The sequence below is a fragment of the Klebsiella sp. JN_Kp126 genome (assembly GCF_033843325.1).
GTDB classification, from domain to species: domain Bacteria; phylum Pseudomonadota; class Gammaproteobacteria; order Enterobacterales; family Enterobacteriaceae; genus Klebsiella; species Klebsiella michiganensis.
Genome location: NZ_JAWXQV010000044.1, coordinates 22,894 through 40,247, shown reverse-complemented (window position 1 = coordinate 40,247; position 17,354 = coordinate 22,894). Strand labels below are relative to the sequence as shown.

Genomic DNA, 17,354 nt, shown 5'->3' with positions numbered 1-17,354 from the left:
GCCACCGGGCACCTGGATGTTATTCCCAGAAATCACGGGCTGGGTCGAGCACCGGGCGAATGATGCCCGCACGCACCGTAAAGTCGCCGAAGCCTTCACCCGCTTCACGCTCTTTCGCCCAGCGCCCTACCAGTTCGTCGATCGAATCGAGAATTTCCGACTCGGTAATATTTTCCCGATACATACGCGGAATACGCGTCCCGCTGCGGTTGCCGCCAAGGTGCAGGTTATAGCGGCCCGGCGCTTTACCGACCAGCCCCACTTCCGCCAGCATCGCGCGGCCGCAGCCGTTCGGGCAGCCGGTAACGCGGGTAACGATATGCTCGTCGCCAACGCCATGTTTGCTCATCACCGCCTCGACTTTATCGGTAAACGACGGGAGGAAACGCTCGGCTTCCGCCATCGCCAGCGGGCAGGTCGGGAACGACACGCAGGCCATAGAGTTTTCGCGCTGCGGCGTGACGGCGTTCATCAGGCCGTGATCGCGGGCCAGCTTCTCGATCTTCGCCTTCTGATCTTCCGGTACGCTGGCAATAATCAGGTTCTGGTTCGCCGTAATGCGGAATTCGCCTTTGTGGATCTTCGCAATCTTCAGCAGGCCGGTTTTCAGCGGACGACCCGGATAATCAAGGATACGACCATTTTCAATAAACAGCGTCAGATGCCAGTTATTGTCGATACCCTTCACCCAGCCGATACGATCGCCGCGGCCGGTGAATTCGTACGGACGGATCGGCTCAAACTTGATGCCCGCCCGACGTTCCACTTCCGCCTTAAAGGTCTCAACGCCAACGCGTTCGAGGGTGTATTTGGTTTTCGCATTTTTACGATCGGTACGGTTACCCCAGTCGCGCTGGGTCGTGACCACCGCTTCCGCCACCGCCAGAGTGTGCTCCAGCGGCAGATAGCCAAACTCGCTCGCCGTACGGGCGTAGGTTTTCTTATTGCCGTGCTCAATCGATAAACCGCCGCCGACCAGCAGGTTGAAGCCGACCAGCTTGCCGTTTTCAGCGATGGCCACGAAGTTCATATCGTTCGCGTGCAGATCGATATCGTTCTGCGGCGGGATCACTACGGTCGTTTTGAACTTACGCGGCAGATAGGTCTGACCGAGGATCGGCTCTTCATCGGTGGTGGCGACTTTCTTCTGATCCAGCCAGATCTCGGCGTAGGCGCGCGTGCGCGGCAGCAGGTGCTCGGAGATCTTCTTCGCCCATTCGTAGGCTTCAGTATGCAGCTGGGACTCGTACGGGTTAGAGGTACACAGCACGTTACGGTTCATATCGTTGGCGGTGGCCAACGCGTCCAGCCCGACCGAATGCAGCATCTGGTGCACCGGCTTGACGTTCTTCTTCAGAATGCCGTGGAACTGGAAGGTCTGACGGTTGGTCAGACGGATACTGCCGTAGATGGTGTTATCGGCGGCGAATTTATCGATCGCCTGCCACTGTTTGGTGGTGATCACCCCGCCCGGCAGGCGGCAGCGCAGCAGCATCGCGTGACGCGGCTCCAGCTTCTGCGCCGCGCGCTCGGCGCGGATATCGCGGTCATCCTGCTGGTACATACCGTGAAAACGGATCAGCAGAAAGTTATCACCTTTAAAACCGCCGGTCAGGCCGTCGTTCAAATCTTCCGCAATGGTGCCGCGCAGGTAGTTGCTTTCGAGCTTCATGCGCTCGGCGTCAGTCAGTTTACCTTCGACCACCAGCGGGCCTGGATGTTTTTCGCTCATTAGTAGACATCTCGCTGATAACGGCGCTCAACGCGCAGCTCACTTAAAAATTCGTCCGCCGCTTCGGCGTCCATCGCGCCGTATTCGGCAATCACTTCCAGCAACGTCTGCTCAACGTCTTTTGCCATACGATTGGCATCGCCGCAGACATAAATATGGGCGCCGTCGTTAATCCAGCGCCACAGTTCGGCCCCCTGCTCGCGCAGCTTGTCCTGAACGTAGACTTTTTGTTGTTGATCGCGGGACCAGGCCAGGTCGATGCGGCTCAGCACGCCTTCTTTGACGTAGCTTTGCCACTCCACCTGATAAAGGAAATCTTCGGTAAAGTGCGGGTTGCCGAAGAACAGCCAGTTCTTCCCTTCCGCGCCTTCCGCCGCGCGCTGCTGCATAAAAGCGCGGAACGGCGCGATGCCGGTGCCGGGGCCAATCATGATCACCGGCGTCTGCGGGTTGGCAGGCAGACGGAAGTTATCGTTATGCTCGATGAAGATGCGCACTTCGCCATCTTCTTCGACGCGGTCAGCCAGGAAGCTGGAAGCGCCACCGGCCCGAGCGCGGCCTTCGATGTCATAACGCACCACGCCAACGGTGACGTGGACTTCGCTTTCCACTTCCGCCTGCGAAGAAGCGATCGAGTACAGTCGCGGGGTCAGCGGGCGCAGCAGGTCGACCAGCGCCTGTGCATCCAGCTGCGCCGGGGAGAAACGCACCATATCGACAATCGGCGTGGTCGCGGCGTAATGCTGGAGCTGTGCCTTATCGCCCACCAGCGGCAGCAGGGATTCGCTGCGGGTTAAGGTGGCATAATTTTCCACGATGTTACCGGTGTTGACCGTCAGCTCGAAGTGCCACTCCAGCGCTTCGGCGAGCGGCAGCGTTTTGCCGTCAACCGTGACCGGCTCCTCGCCCGTCAGCCACAGCAGCTCTACCAGCTCTTTCACCAGAGCCGGATCGTTCTGGTACCAGACGCCCAGCGCATCGCCCGGCTGATAGCGCAGGCCGGAGTCGCCGAGGTCGATTTCAATATGGCGCACATCTTTTTCAGAATCGCGACCGGTAATTTTTTGATTCACCGCCAGCGTCGCGGTCAGCGGCGCTTCTTTGGTATAGGGGCTGGTGTGGATCTCGTTCACCGATCCGCTGGCAATCAGCTGAGACGGGACGGCGGCAGGGGCGCGCGCTTTCAGCGCCTCAACCACCCGAGCGCGCCATTCGGCGGCGGCGGCCTGATACTCTACATCAGCATCAACCCGGTCGAGCAGGCGTTCGCCGCCCAGTTCGGCCAGCTTATTATCAAAATCTTTGCCGGACTGGCAGAAGAATTCATAGGAGGTATCGCCGAGGCCAAACACGGCAAATGCGGTATCGGTCAGCTTCGGCGCTTTCTTCGAAAACAGGAATTTATGCAGCGCGACGGCTTCTTCCGGCGGCTCACCTTCACCCTGCGTTGACGTCACCACGACCAGCAGCTTTTCGGAGGCAATTTGTTTGAATTTATAGTCGCCTGCGTTGACCAGCTTCACGTTCAGCTGCGCGGCCTGCAGATCGTCGCGCAGCGCTTCAGCGACGCGGCGGGCGTTGCCGGTTTGCGATGCCGAAATCAGGGTAATGGACGGTACTTCAGCCGCCTGGGCTGGCGCAACAACCGCTGCGCCGGGCTGCTGGTTCAGCACCCCCCAAAAATAGCCGGAAACCCAGGCCAGCTGGGTGGGCGTGAAGTCAGTCGTGGCCGCCTGAAGGCGCGCCATTTGCTCCGGACTCAGCGGTAGCAAATTGGAAGGTGGGGCCTGTGTCGTCATGCGTTGTTATGTTCCAGTAAGCAAAGCTGTGATTCACGCCCTGTCAGCGTGATAAACAGAAGATAATGTATTTACTCTAAATAATTCGAGTTGCAGGCAGCGACACAGCGCCCATCAGGGCAAAGCCCAAGGCTGGGCCGAGTTATTGCCAACGCACATGCGGCTCGAAGTATGACGAGTGAGTAGGTTAACGGTGCAAATAGTAACAACTAAATAAAGGATGGAAATAACAAATAACCAAATGGACTAACCTGTTTTAGTTATAGTTATTAACAACAAAATCGATTAAATAAGCCCATGAAATATAGGCAATTAATTTGAACAGGCTGGATGAATGTGGCTATTTTCCGCTCAGGGCCGTTTTAGTTAATGCGAAAAAATGTGCTTTCCGGTACCCTACGGCGGTTTTTTGCCATATTGAGAAGAAAAGATGTCCACCACGCTGTTTAAAGATTTCACCTTTGAAGCCGCTCACCACCTGCCGCACGTGCCGGAAGGTCATAAGTGCGGTCGCCTGCACGGCCACTCTTTTATGGTGCGCCTGGAGATTACCGGTGAAGTCGATCCCCATACCGGGTGGATCATGGATTTTGCCGAGCTGAAGGCCGCGTTTAAACCCATCTACGATCGCCTCGACCATTACTACCTGAATGATATTCCCGGGCTGTCCAATCCGACCAGCGAAGTGCTGGCAAAATGGATCTGGGAGCAGATGAAACCGCGGGTACCGCTGCTGAGCGCGGTGATGATCAAAGAAACCTGCACCGCGGGCTGCGTCTATCGCGGCGAGTGATAGTGCCTTTAGCTGAATAAGACCCTGATAGCCCTGCGCTATCAGGGTTTTTTTATATCACGCGATATTGAGGTACTTGTGCGTCTGCATCGATAAGCGCCAGTTGCGGGCGATACAGGTTTCGATGCACAGGCGCGTCGCATCATCTTTCTGGCTAATTGGCTGAAGCGCGATAATACGCGGCTTTTCATCGGCCAGCGTTGCCAGCAGCTCATCCAGCGCTTCGATATCGCGCACGCGTCCAACCGGATGTTTAATTTCATCAGCCCGCTGTAGCGCCTGAGAGAGTACGTCATAGCCGCCGCGCATGTTCACCTTTGGCGACACCGTCACCCAGGTATGCGGCGTGCAGCGCACTTCGTGGGTGCCGCTGGTTTCAATCTGGCAGCTAAATCCGTTTTGCTCCAGTAAAGAGGTTAACGGCGTTAAATCATGAATGCAGGGCTCGCCGCCGGTAATGACCACGTGACGGGCCGTCCAGCCCTGACGCCCGATGATAGCCAGCAGATCTTCGCTGCTCGCCGGGCCCCATTTATCGCTCTCTTTGGTTTTTGCCAGAATGCTGAACAGCGACACTTCCCGATCGGCAAGCTTATCCCAGGTATGTTTGGTATCGCACCAGGCGCAACCAACCGGGCATCCCTGTAAACGAATAAAAATGGCGGGAACGCCGGTGAAGTAACCTTCGCCTTGCAAGGTCTGGAACATCTCGTTAATCGGGTACTGCATAATCATCTCTGCTTAGGGTTGTGAGCGCGCATTATCGCAGATTTGCCCGCGCAGATCTTGTCCCGCGCTGCGCCGCGTGGTGGGTAGAACCTAAACCTTAATGATAAACCTCCGGCAGCTGGCCGATTCCATTATCCCGCACCGGCTGATTTAATTAGTCTGATAATCATCAGGCGACTATTAAGCGTCACGGCTAAAATTTTTGGTGTAACAAAACATGTATGATTTTGAAAGCCAAAAATAAAATAACAAACTTAAAAATAATAAATTTCAACGATGTACAAATGGATACACGAAATAATGAATTTATTGTCATAGCTTAGGGTCAAATTCGATCCACGACGCTAAATTACCTTAAAATAACCTTAATAAACCGCATCTTATGTTCATTTTCCATTTAATATCCGTTTAATTTTCCGCGCCTAGAATCCAGTCAACCAACCATAATGAGACTGCATTCATGAATACATTATTAATTACTGGCGCGACCGGTTTTCTCGGTGGAGCAGTGTTAGAAAGCATTCTGAATAAAAAGAATGCGCCTAATCTATTACTGTTAGTTCGTGCAGATAATAGTGTAGCTGCCGTAGAACGGGTAAAGGAAAACCTGCGAAAATTCAATATTAGCGAAGAGAGATTAACGGTCCTGACGCCCGGCAACATTCTGCTGGGGGATCTGGCCAATCCGCAGCCCTTTCTCGACGACCCGCGCCTGAATCAGGTTACCCACGTGCTCAACTGCGCCGCCGTCGCCTCATTTGGTAATAATCCGCTTATCTGGAAGGTCAACGTCGAAGGCACGCTGCAGTTTGCCCGGCGGATGGCTCAGGTCGGCGGCCTTGAGCGCTTTCTGCACGTGGGCACCGCGATGTCCTGCTCGCCAGACCCCGATTCGCTGGTAGCGGAAAGTACGGCGTTTCGTGAACGCGCCGAGCATCTGGTCGAGTACACCCACTCTAAATCAACAATTGAGCGTCTCATGCGGCAGGAGTGCCCAACGCTACCGCTGGCGATCGCCCGTCCCTCTATTGTTGTTGGCCACACTCATCACGGCTGTCAGCCCTCCAGCAGCATCTTCTGGGTGTTCAGCATGGGGCTGATGCTGCAAAAATTTATGTGTTCGATGGAAGACCGCATCGATGTAATCCCCGTCGATTACTGCGCCGATGCGCTGCTGATGCTGCTTACCAGCCCGCTGGCGCGCGGAGAGGTGGTGCATATTTCCGCGGGAGAGGAAAACAGCGTAAGGTTTGCGGATATCGATAACGCGATGGCCTCCGCCCTCGAGCAGGCGCCGGTCGGCGATAAATACGCGCAGGTCAGCTATGAAACGCTGGTCAAAATGCGCCGTGAGCTGAAGGCTATTTTTGGCCCCTGCAACGAACGGCTGATGCTAAAAGCCATGCGCCTGTACGGTGCCTTCGCCACGCTTAACGTACGATTCAGCAACGACAAGCTGCTCAGCATGGGTATGCCAAAACCGCCGCGCTTTACCGATTACATTGACCGCTGCGTACAGACCACGCGCGGGCTTTCTATCCCGCAGCAAATGGCGGTAGATTTTAAGTAGCCGCTTTTGCAGGTATAAAAAAAGCCAGCCCGAAGGCTGGCTTTTTCATATCAGATTAAGACAGGCTTATGCCTGACCTTTGATCTCTTTACGACCGTTGTACGGTGCTTTTTCGCCCAGCGCTTCTTCGATACGAATCAGCTGGTTGTATTTAGCAACGCGGTCAGAACGGCTCATAGAACCAGTTTTGATCTGGCCTGCAGCGGTACCCACAGCCAGGTCAGCGATGGTCGCGTCTTCAGTTTCGCCAGAACGGTGAGAGATAACGGCAGTGTAGCCAGCGTCTTTCGCCATTTTGATCGCAGCCAGAGTTTCGGTCAGAGAACCGATCTGGTTGAATTTGATCAGGATGGAGTTAACGATGCCTTTCTCGATGCCTTCTTTCAGGATCTTGGTGTTGGTTACGAACAGATCGTCACCAACCAGCTGGATTTTGTCGCCCAGTACTTTAGTCTGGTATGCGAAACCGTCCCAGTCAGATTCGTCCAGGCCATCTTCGATGGAGACGATCGGGTACTGTTTGGTCAGCTCTTCCAGGAAGTGGGTGAATTCTTCAGAGGTGAACGCTTTGTTGCCTTCGCCGGCCAGAACGTATTTACCGTCTTTGTAGAATTCAGAAGCCGCGCAGTCCATCGCCAGGGTGATGTCTTTGCCCAGCTCGTAGCCAGCAGCTTTAACCGCTTCAGCGATAACAGCCAGCGCTTCAGCGTTGGAGCCCAGGTTCGGCGCGTAGCCGCCTTCGTCACCAACAGCGGTGTTCATACCTTTAGCTTTCAGAACTTTAGCCAGGTTGTGGAACACTTCAGAACCCATACGTACGGCTTCTTTCAGGGATTTAGCGCCAACCGGCTGAATCATAAACTCCTGGATGTCGACGTTGTTGTCAGCGTGCTCGCCACCGTTGATGATGTTCATCATCGGAACCGGCATGGAGTATTTGCCCGGGGTGCCGTTCAGCTCAGCGATGTGCTCGTACAGCGGCTGACCTTTAGAAGCAGCGGCAGCTTTGGCGTTAGCCAGAGAGACGGCCAGGATGGCGTTCGCACCGAAGTTAGATTTGTTTTCAGTACCGTCCAGGTCGATCATGATTTTGTCGATGCCAGCCTGATCTTTGGCATCTTTGCCAAGGATTGCCTGAGCGATCGGGCCGTTAACCGCGCCAACAGCTTTCAGTACGCCTTTACCCATGAAACGGGATTTGTCGCCATCGCGCAGTTCCAGCGCTTCGCGGGAGCCAGTAGAAGCACCTGACGGAGCAGCTGCCATACCGACGAAACCACCTTCCAGGTGTACTTCGGCTTCAACAGTCGGGTTACCACGGGAGTCGATGATTTCACGACCGATGACTTTAACGATTTTGGACATTAGGTTTTCCTCAGTACAAGTTAAACTAAAACTCCAGACAAACAATGCACCCGGATGGGTGCATTGCCGTTCTAACTCTTTTACTTCGCCTGACGCTTCTGGTACTCGCCAGCGGCTTTCACAAAGCCAGCAAACAGCGGATGGCCATCACGCGGCGTCGAAGTAAACTCCGGATGGAACTGACAGGCGACGAACCACGGATGGTTAGGCACCTCGATGATCTCGACCAACTGATCATCCCCGGAACGGCCCGCAATACGCAGGCCCGCATTTTCAATCGGCTTCAGCAACATATTGTTGACTTCGTAGCGGTGACGATGGCGTTCGGTAATGGTTGGCTCGCCGTACAGCTGGCGCACCAGGCTATCTTCAGCCAGCTGGCACTGCTGCGCGCCGAGGCGCATCGTGCCGCCGAGATCGCTCTTATCAGAGCGGACTTCGACATTACCGTCTTCATCACGCCATTCGGTAATCAGGGCCACGACCGGGTACTTACAGTCTGGCACAAATTCCGTTGAGTTGGCGTTTTCCATCCCCGCTACGTTGCGCGCGAACTCAATCAGCGCGACCTGCATCCCCAGGCAAATGCCCAGGTATGGAATGTTGTTTTCACGCGCGTAGCGCGCGGTGGCAATCTTACCTTCAACCCCGCGATAGCCGAAGCCACCAGGAATCAGGATTGCGTCTAAATTCTTCAGAATTTCGACGCCGCGCGTTTCCACATCCTGCGAATCAATCAGCTTGATGTTGACGGTGACGCGATTTTTCAGACCGCCGTGTTTCAGCGCTTCAATCACCGATTTGTAGGCGTCCGGCAGTTCAATGTACTTGCCGACCATACCAATGGTGACTTCACCTGCCGGGTTCGCTTCTTCGTAGATAACCTGTTCCCATTCGGCCAGGTTCGCTTCCGGACAGTTTAAGCTGAATCGTTTACAAATATAATCGTCCAGACCCTGAGATTTCAACAGGCCCGGGATTTTATAAATGGAATCGACATCTTTCATCGAAATAACGGCTTTTTCCGGCACATTGCAGAACAATGCAATTTTGGCACGTTCGTTCGCCGGAATAGCGCGATCGGAGCGGCAGACCAGAATGTCAGGCTGAATACCGATGGAGAGCAGTTCTTTAACGGAGTGCTGGGTCGGCTTGGTTTTGACTTCACCCGCGGCGGCCATGTACGGCACCAGGGTCAGGTGCATAAACAGCGCGTTTTCACGACCGATATCCACCGCCAGCTGGCGAATCGCTTCAAGGAACGGCAGCGATTCAATATCGCCAACGGTGCCGCCGATTTCAACCAGCACCACATCATGGCCTTCACCGCCGGCCAGCACGCGCTCTTTGATCGCGTTGGTGATATGCGGAATAACCTGAACGGTGGCACCCAGATAGTCGCCGCGACGCTCTTTGCGCAGGACGTCAGAGTAAATACGACCCGTGGTGAAGTTGTTGCGACGGGTCATCTTGGTGCGAATGAAACGCTCGTAGTGACCCAGGTCCAGATCGGTTTCAGCGCCGTCTTCAGTAACGAACACTTCCCCGTGTTGGATTGGGCTCATGGTGCCCGGATCGACGTTGATGTACGGATCCAGTTTCATCATGGTCACGTTAAGCCCGCGGGCTTCGAGAATGGCTGCGAGGGAAGCTGCGGCAATGCCTTTACCCAGAGAGGATACGACCCCGCCGGTCACAAAAATATAGTTCGTTGTCATGCTGAACCTGAGAAGTTAGGTTTAAAAGACGATGGAATAACCAGGACGGGAAAGCAGTATACCCGATCATGACTGACGCCACAAACTTTCATTATCCCTCCTTTTCATCAGGCCCACACAAACGCAGGGAGTGAGAAAATAGCCGCTTTTGGCGAAATGTTTTTGACGTAAATCAAGCGCTTGTTATTTAAAAAATCACACAAATAGCGCTTGATCACGAAAACTCTTTAGAGATCAGTTTCCTGGCGTTTTACTTCCTGCCACACCCGCTCCATGGTATCGAGGTCAACGCCGGTCATTTCCAGGCCGCGCGCGGCGACAATCCGCTCAACTTCGCGGAACCTGCGCTCAAACTTCAGGTTGGCTTTTTGCAGCGCAACTTCGGCTTTTACCCCTAAATGGCGGGATAAATTGACCGTCGCAAACAGCAGGTCGCCCACTTCCTCCTCCAGTTTAGCTTCATCCACCACGGCCTGCTGCGCTTCGTGCATCACTTCATCTATTTCTTCGTGCACTTTATCCAGCACCGGCCCCAGAGAGGTCCAGTCAAAGCCTACCGCCGAGCAGCGTTTCTGGATTTTATGCGCGCGCATCAGCGCCGGAAGGCTATGCGGGATGTCGTCCAGCGCGGAGTGCTGGGACTTTTCCGCTCGCTCAGCGCTTTTGATCTGTTCCCAGCGGGCCAGCACTTCGCTGCTGCTACCGGCGCTCGCCTCGCCGAAAATATGCGGATGACGGCGCTCCAGCTTGTCGCTGATGGCGGCGCAGATATCGTTAAAATCAAAGCGCCCCTCTTCCTGCGCCATCTGAGCGTAGAAGACGACCTGGAACAACAGGTCGCCCAGCTCACCGCGCAGATCGTCAAAATCTTCGCGGGCGATAGCGTCGAGCACTTCATAGGTTTCTTCAAGGGTATACGGCGCGATGGTGGCAAAGGTCTGCTCTTTGTCCCACGGGCAGCCGTTTTCCGGATCGCGCAGACGCCGCATAATGCCGAGCAGGCGTTCGATTTGAGTCATAAGTCTGTCCTGATAAAAAAATGCCGGGTGGCGGTAGCGCCTGACCCGGCTGACATAAGCGTGGGAGTTTATCCGCCGTGCAGACGACGGGCGTCGATGACGTCAGGTACCTGATTCAGCTTCGCCAGTACGCGCCCCAGCACCTGCAGGTTGTAGATCTCAATGGTCATATCGATCGTCGCCATCTGCTGTTTAGTATCGCTGCGGCTGGCAACGCCCAGCACGTTGACCTTCTCATTGGCGAGAATGGTGGTGATGTCGCGCAGCAGGCCGCTACGATCGTTGGCCTGGACGCGCACCACCAGCGAGTAGCCCGCCGAGTAGCTCTCTCCCCACACCGCGTCAACGATGCGCTCGGGAGCATGAGACTGTAGCTCCGCGAGCTGATCGCAATCCGCGCGGTGCACCGAGATCCCGCGGCCCTGGGTGATAAAGCCCACGATCTCGTCGCCGGGAATCGGCTGGCAGCAGCGCGCAATGTGGTGCATCAGATTGCCGACGCCCTCCACCACCACGCGACCATTGTCTTTGCTGCGATTCTGCGGAGCGTGGGTTTTCTGCTGCAGCTGCTTTAACGCCGCCGCATCCTGCTCCGCCGCGCTGGGTTTATTAAACTGCGCCTGCAGGAAATTAACCATCTGGTTGAGGCGAATATCGCCCCCGCCAATCGCCGCCAGCAGTTCGTCCTGCTCGTTAAAGTTATAGCGCGGCAGCAGATGCTTTTCCGCGTCCTTCAGGCTGATGCCCAGATGCTCGAGCTCATCATCAAGGATCTGTCGCCCGGCAAGAATATTCTTGTCGCGATCCTGCTTGCGGAACCAGGCGTGAATTTTGGAACGCCCGCGGCTGGTGGTGACGTAGCCAAGGTTCGGGTTCAGCCAGTCGCGGCTGGGGTTGGGCTGCTTCTGGGTGATGATTTCAATCTGGTCGCCCATCTGCAGCTGATAGGTGAACGGCACAATACGCCCGCCGATTTTCGCCCCGATGCAGCGGTGGCCGACATCGCTGTGTATATGGTAGGCAAAATCGAGCGGCGTCGAACCCGAAGGCAAATCCACCACGTCGCCCTTCGGCGTAAAGACATAAACCCGGTCATCAAAGACCTGGCTGCGCACCTCATCCAGCATCTCGCCGGAATCGGCCATCTCTTCCTGCCAGGCGATCAGTTTACGCAGCCAGGCAATGCGATCTTCATAGCCGCGCCCGCCGCTGGCCGCTGCGCTGGCGCCCTCTTTATACTTCCAGTGCGCGGCCACGCCCAGCTCGGCATCTTCATGCATCTGGCGGGTACGGATCTGAATTTCAATGGTTTTTCCGCCGGGGCCAAGCACGACGGTATGAATTGACTGGTAGCCATTAGGCTTGGGATTGGCGACGTAATCATCGAACTCATCCGGCAGATGGCGGTAATGAGTATGCACGATCCCCAGCGCGGCATAGCAGTCCTGCAGGCGCTCGGCGACAATACGCACCGCCCGCACGTCAAACAGCTCGTCGAAGGCGAGATGTTTTTTCTGCATTTTGCGCCAGATGCTGTAGATATGCTTGGGACGCCCGTAGACCTCAGCCTTGACGCCCTCGGTTTTCATTTCCGTGCGTAAATGGCTGACGAATTCATCAATATAATGTTCACGATCGATGCGCCGCTCGTGTAACAGCTTAGCGATTCGCTTATATTCCGCCGGATGCAGATAGCGGAAGCAGTAATCTTCGAGCTCCCACTTCAGCTGGCCGATCCCCAGGCGGTTGGCCAGCGGCGCGTAAATATTGGTACACTCTTTTGCCGCCAGTACGCGCTCATCTTCCGGCGCATCTTTCACTTCACGCAGATGGGCGATGCGCTCGGCGATTTTAATCACCACGCAGCGGAAGTCATCGACCATCGCCAGCAGCATGCGGCGAATGTTGTCCACCTGTTCAGAGGAGACCGAATCCGTATGGGTGGCTTTAAGCTGGCGTATCGCGGCCATGTCCCGTACGCCGTGGATCAGGGTGACGACCGATTTCCCGACGCTCTCCTGCATGATCTCTTCGCTGACGACGTTACCGTCCGCCAGCGGGAAAAGCATCGCCGCGCGCAGCGTATCGATATCCATGCTCAACATGGAGAGAATTTCCACCATCTCCACGCCGCGCCATAGCAGGAGATCGGCCTGCGGATGCCCCTGCGTTTTCTCTCGACAATAATCCCAGGTTTCGGCTAAGCGTTCACACGACTGCTGGCTGGAAATTCCCAGACTCGCGATCCATTTCTTCGGGTCAAATTCACCAGCTTTATTTAAATGTGCACTTCTTACCGCAACCATTGTCCTCTCCTTAAGGGACCGCCTGCCGAAGTCGGCAAGCCTCAACTTTTACACTTCATCCTTCAAACCGCGCCAACGCTGGCGTTCGTCTTTTATCTCAGTCATCTGCTTCTGAGGATGCCGCTTCACTGCGATTTGAATGATTCTTGTGCTCAAACAACACCATTGATTCCAGATGTCCGGTATGCGGGAACATATCGAGCATCGCCAGGCGTTGAATGGTATATCCCGCCTGCAATAAAACGTCGCTATCGCGCGCCAGGGTCGCCGGGTTACATGAAACATACACCACCCGACGCGGCGCTAATTTTATAATATGTAACATAACGCCCGCCGCGCCGGCGCGCGCCGGGTCGAGCAAGACCTTATCAAAACCGTGCTTCGCCCACGCCTGGCGGGTGACGTCCTCTTCCAGGTTCTCATGGAAGAAAGTCACATTATGCAACCCGTTCAACGCCGCGTTCTCCTGGCCCTTCGCCACCAGCGCGGGAACCCCTTCAACGCCAACCACCTGCGCCGCACGCTTCGCCAGCGGCAGGGTAAAGTTGCCCATGCCGCAAAAGAGGTCCAGCACGCGATCCTGAGGCTGGATATCCAGCCATTCCAGCGCCGTACGCACCATCAGCTGGTTTACGCCATCGTTCACCTGGATAAAATCGCGCGGACTGAACACTAAGCGTAGACCGTCCGAGGTATACCAGGGGGCTTCCCCGCGAATATGTTCCAGTATCTCGCTTTGCGGGGCGAGGTACAGGGAAAGACCGTGAGATTGCGAAAAACGTTCCAGCTTTTCTTTATCTGCCGCGGGAAGCGCCGCCGTATGGCGCAATACCATCAGCGGGCCGTTATCCGCCTGCACCAGCTCAACGTGGCCAAGCTGACGCACCGATTTCAATTCGCTAAGACATTCACGTACCGCGGGCAATAGCGCACCAAGAGTGGGCACCAAAACGGGGCACTGCACCACATCGACGATCTCGCTGGCGTTAGCCTTGCGGAAGCCCATCTGTAATTGTTGGGACTTTGGCTGATAATTCAAGCTCAGACGCGCCCGGCGGCGATAGCCCCACGGCGAAGCGGCTATAATGTCATCAACCTCGCGCTTCATCAGCCTCGCGAGCGCGGCGCGTTTGCTCTGCTGCTGCAGCTCAATGCTGGCGTGCTGCTGCTGGCACCCGCCGCAGATGCCAAAATGCGGGCAGCGCGGCGCCTGCCGCTGCGGGCTATCGCTAAGACGGCGTTTAACCTGGGCGCGGGCGTACTGTTTTTTATCTTCGACCACAACAACGTTAGCCTGCTCCTGTGGCAATAAACCGCTGATAAACAGCGCCTTACCCTGATGACGCGCAACGCCCTGGCCGAAGGGGTCAAGGTCATTTACTGTAACGGTTATGATCTGGCGCGTCGTCACACGCCGTTTTGCAGAGTAGAATTGCGCCATCGTAGAGATTTGTCTCAATTAAATATACTGACTCTGAATAAGAGTTCGGTCAGGATGAGCCAGAGTAACAACGCACCAGCCTCCTGAAAGATGATGTGTATATTCTCCCATAATGGAACCGCATGACCAACTACAGCCTTCGTGCCCGCATGATGATTCTTATTCTGGCGCCTACCGTTCTGATCGGTCTGCTGCTCAGTATTTTCTTCGTCGCACACCGCTATAACGACCTACAGCGCCAGCTGGAGGATGCCGGCGCCAGCATTATCGAACCGCTGGCGGTCTCCAGTGAATATGGCATGAATTTGCAAAACCGCGAGTCAATCGGGCAGCTCATCAGCGTGCTGCACCGCCGCCACTCCGATATTGTGCGCGCCATTTCCATCTACGACTCGCACAACAGGCTGTTTGTCACCTCTAACTTTCAGCTCGATCCCGGCGAACTTCAGCTGCCAAAAGGGGAACCCTTTCCCCGCCGCCTGAGCGTGGAGCGCCACGGCGATTTGATGATTTTGCGTACCCCTATTATCTCTGAAAGTTATTCACCGGATGAATCACCGGGAAGCGATGCCAAGATGCCGGACAATATGCTGGGCTACGTGGCGCTTGAGATGGATCTCAAATCGGTGCGGCTACAGCAGTACAAAGAGATCTTTATCTCCAGCGTGATGATGCTGTTCTGTATCGGTATTGCGCTGATCTTCGGCTGGCGGCTGATGCGCGACGTGACCGGGCCGATCCGCAATATGGTGAATACCGTTGACCGCATCCGCCGGGGCCAGCTTGATAGCCGCGTCGAAGGCTTTATGCTCGGCGAGCTGGATATGCTGAAAAACGGTATCAACTCCATGGCCATGTCGCTGGCGGCCTACCACGAAGAGATGCAGCATAACGTCGATCAGGCGACATCGGATCTGCGGGAAACGCTTGAACAGATGGAAATCCAGAACGTCGAGCTGGACCTGGCGAAAAAACGCGCGCAGGAAGCGGCGCGAATCAAATCCGAATTCCTCGCCAATATGTCTCATGAACTGCGCACGCCGCTCAACGGCGTCATTGGCTTTACCCGCCTGACGCTGAAGACCGACTTAAACACTACCCAGCGCGATCACCTGACGACCATTGAGCGTTCCGCGAATAATCTGCTGGCCATCATTAACGATGTTCTGGACTTCTCTAAGCTCGAAGCCGGGAAGCTTATTCTGGAGAGTATTCCGTTCCTGCTGCGCACTTCGCTGGACGAGGTGGTCACGCTGCTGGCGCACTCGGCGCACGATAAGGGGCTGGAGCTGACGCTGAATATCAAAAACGATGTGCCGGATAACGTCATTGGCGACCCGCTGCGCCTGCAGCAAATTATTACCAACCTGATGGGCAACGCCATTAAGTTCACCGAACACGGCAATATCGACGTGCTGGTGGAACAGCGCGCCATCAGCAACTCAAGAGTACAAATCGAAGTCCAGATCCACGATACCGGTATCGGAATTCCTGAACGCGATCAGTCGCGTCTGTTCCAGGCGTTCCGCCAGGCCGACGCCAGCATCTCCCGTCGCCACGGAGGAACCGGACTTGGGCTGGTCATCACCCAGCGGCTGGTGAAAGAGATGGGCGGCGATATCTCCTTCCATAGCCAGCCTAATCGCGGCTCGACGTTCTGGTTCCATATCAGCCTCGACCTCAACCCCAACGCGGTTCCCGACAGCGTGCCAACCCAGTGCCTGGCGGGTAAAAAGCTGGCCTATATCGAGGCCAACGCGGCGGCGGCGCAGTGTACGATGGAGCTACTGGCGACAACGCCGCTGGAGGTGGTTTACAGTCCGACGATGACCGCCCTACCGGATGCTCACTACGATATCCTGCTGGCCGGCATTCCCGTATCAATACGCGACCTGAGCCAGCATCGCGATAAGCTGGAAAGAGCCAGCAAGCTTGCCGATCATCTGGTGCTGGCCCTGCCGTGCCACGCCCAGGTCAGCGCCGAAACGCTGCGCCAGGACGGCATTGCCGCCTGTTTGCTTAAGCCACTGACCTCAACGCGCTTATTGCCAGCGCTGACGGCCTCCTGCCAGACGCAGCCAACGGTTCTGCCGCCGCGTTCCGATAGTAAGAAGCTTCCGATGACGGTCATGGCCGTTGATGACAATCCGGCGAATCTCAAGCTTATCGGCGCCCTGCTGGAGGATTTAGTCCAGCACGTTATCCTCTGCGACAGCGGCCAGCACGCCGTCGAGCGGGCCAGAGAAACGCAGCAGGATCTGATTCTGATGGATATTCAGATGCCGGAGATGGATGGGATCCGCGCCTGCGAACTGATTCACCAGCTCCCTCATCAGCAGCAAACGCCGGTGATCGCCGTGACCGCCCACGCCCTGGAAGGGCAGCGAGAGAAATTACTCAGCGCGGGGATGAACGACTATCTGGCGAAACCCATTGAGGAGGATAAGCTCTACAGCCTGCTGCTGCGCTACCAGCCGGGAAAGACGCTACCGCCGCAGGTCGCCGCGGAGCCTGTTGAGCCGCCCGTTAACCATGACATCACCCTCGACTGGCAGCTGGCGCTGCGTCAGGCGGCGATGAAACCGGATCTGGCGCGGGAAATGCTGCAGATGCTGCTCGCCTTTATGCCGGAGGTGCGTAACAAGGTAGAAGAACAGCTGGTGGGAGAACAGCCGGAAGGCGTGCTGGATCTTATTCATAAGCTTCACGGCAGCTGTAGCTATAGCGGCGTGCCGCGGCTGAAAAAACTGTGTCATACCCTTGAGAGCCAGCTACGCGCGGGCACCGCCGCCGAGGAGATGGAGCCGGAGTTTCTGGAGCTGCTGGATGAAATGGACAACGTCGCGCGCGAAGCCTGTAAGCTGTTGGGGATTTAGAGGATG

General features: G+C 55.8%; 11 protein-coding genes. 3 read left to right on the top strand and 8 right to left on the bottom strand.

Features of this window, described 5'->3' with window-relative positions; all coding sequences use genetic code 11:
* Positions 1-19: 19 nt before the first annotated feature.
* Positions 20-1,732, bottom strand: coding sequence for an assimilatory sulfite reductase (NADPH) hemoprotein subunit (cysI, locus tag SIK97_RS04510; protein WP_057173790.1), 1,713 nt, complete (start codon positions 1,730-1,732; stop codon positions 20-22).
* Positions 1,732-3,531, bottom strand: coding sequence for an NADPH-dependent assimilatory sulfite reductase flavoprotein subunit (gene cysJ / locus SIK97_RS04505; protein ID WP_025106432.1), 1,800 nt, complete (start codon positions 3,529-3,531; stop codon positions 1,732-1,734). The genes cysI and cysJ overlap by 1 nt, the downstream gene beginning before the upstream one ends.
* Before the next feature lie 430 nt (positions 3,532-3,961).
* On the opposite strand from cysJ, the gene queD reads away from it, so the two are divergent.
* Complete coding sequence (gene queD, locus SIK97_RS04500) at positions 3,962-4,324, top strand: 6-carboxytetrahydropterin synthase QueD (protein ID WP_004853637.1); 363 nt, start codon at positions 3,962-3,964, stop codon at positions 4,322-4,324.
* Positions 4,325-4,381: 57 nt separating this feature from the next.
* Here the strand turns inward: queD and queE are convergent, their stop codons facing one another.
* A complete protein-coding gene (gene queE / locus SIK97_RS04495) occupies positions 4,382-5,053 on the bottom strand; it encodes a 7-carboxy-7-deazaguanine synthase QueE (RefSeq protein ID WP_004124321.1) in 672 nt (223 codons plus the stop codon).
* A 460-nt stretch (positions 5,054-5,513) separates the two neighbouring features.
* Between queE and SIK97_RS04490 the strand changes: the two genes are divergently transcribed.
* A complete protein-coding gene (locus tag SIK97_RS04490) occupies positions 5,514-6,623 on the top strand; it encodes an SDR family oxidoreductase (protein WP_014839382.1) in 1,110 nt (369 codons plus the stop codon).
* A gap of 66 nt (positions 6,624-6,689) precedes the next feature.
* Here the strand turns inward: SIK97_RS04490 and eno are convergent, their stop codons facing one another.
* The 5 genes from eno to rlmD all read right to left on the bottom strand — a co-directional run bounded on the left by eno (position 6,690) and on the right by rlmD (position 14,472).
* Positions 6,690-7,988: a phosphopyruvate hydratase gene (gene eno, locus SIK97_RS04485; RefSeq protein ID WP_004124327.1), complete on the bottom strand. Its 1,299-nt coding sequence runs from the start codon at positions 7,986-7,988 to the stop codon at positions 6,690-6,692.
* 80 nt (positions 7,989-8,068) lie between these two features.
* Positions 8,069-9,706, bottom strand: a complete 1,638-nt coding sequence (pyrG, locus tag SIK97_RS04480; protein ID WP_004105009.1) for a glutamine hydrolyzing CTP synthase — start codon at positions 9,704-9,706, stop codon at positions 8,069-8,071.
* Positions 9,707-9,933: 227 nt separating this feature from the next.
* Positions 9,934-10,725 (bottom strand): nucleoside triphosphate pyrophosphohydrolase, encoded by a 792-nt coding sequence (gene mazG / locus SIK97_RS04475; RefSeq protein WP_014226596.1) that lies wholly within the window; start codon positions 10,723-10,725, stop codon positions 9,934-9,936.
* 68 nt (positions 10,726-10,793) lie between these two features.
* Positions 10,794-13,031: a GTP diphosphokinase gene (relA, locus tag SIK97_RS04470; RefSeq protein WP_004853643.1), complete on the bottom strand. Its 2,238-nt coding sequence runs from the start codon at positions 13,029-13,031 to the stop codon at positions 10,794-10,796.
* Between the two features lie 97 nt (positions 13,032-13,128).
* A complete protein-coding gene (rlmD, locus tag SIK97_RS04465) occupies positions 13,129-14,472 on the bottom strand; it encodes a 23S rRNA (uracil(1939)-C(5))-methyltransferase RlmD (RefSeq protein ID WP_057173791.1) in 1,344 nt (447 codons plus the stop codon).
* A gap of 122 nt (positions 14,473-14,594) precedes the next feature.
* Here rlmD and barA point away from each other — a divergent pair, with 122 nt between their 5' ends.
* Positions 14,595-17,348: a two-component sensor histidine kinase BarA gene (gene barA / locus SIK97_RS04460; RefSeq protein ID WP_069684215.1), complete on the top strand. Its 2,754-nt coding sequence runs from the start codon at positions 14,595-14,597 to the stop codon at positions 17,346-17,348.
* Positions 17,349-17,354 lie beyond the last annotated feature (6 nt).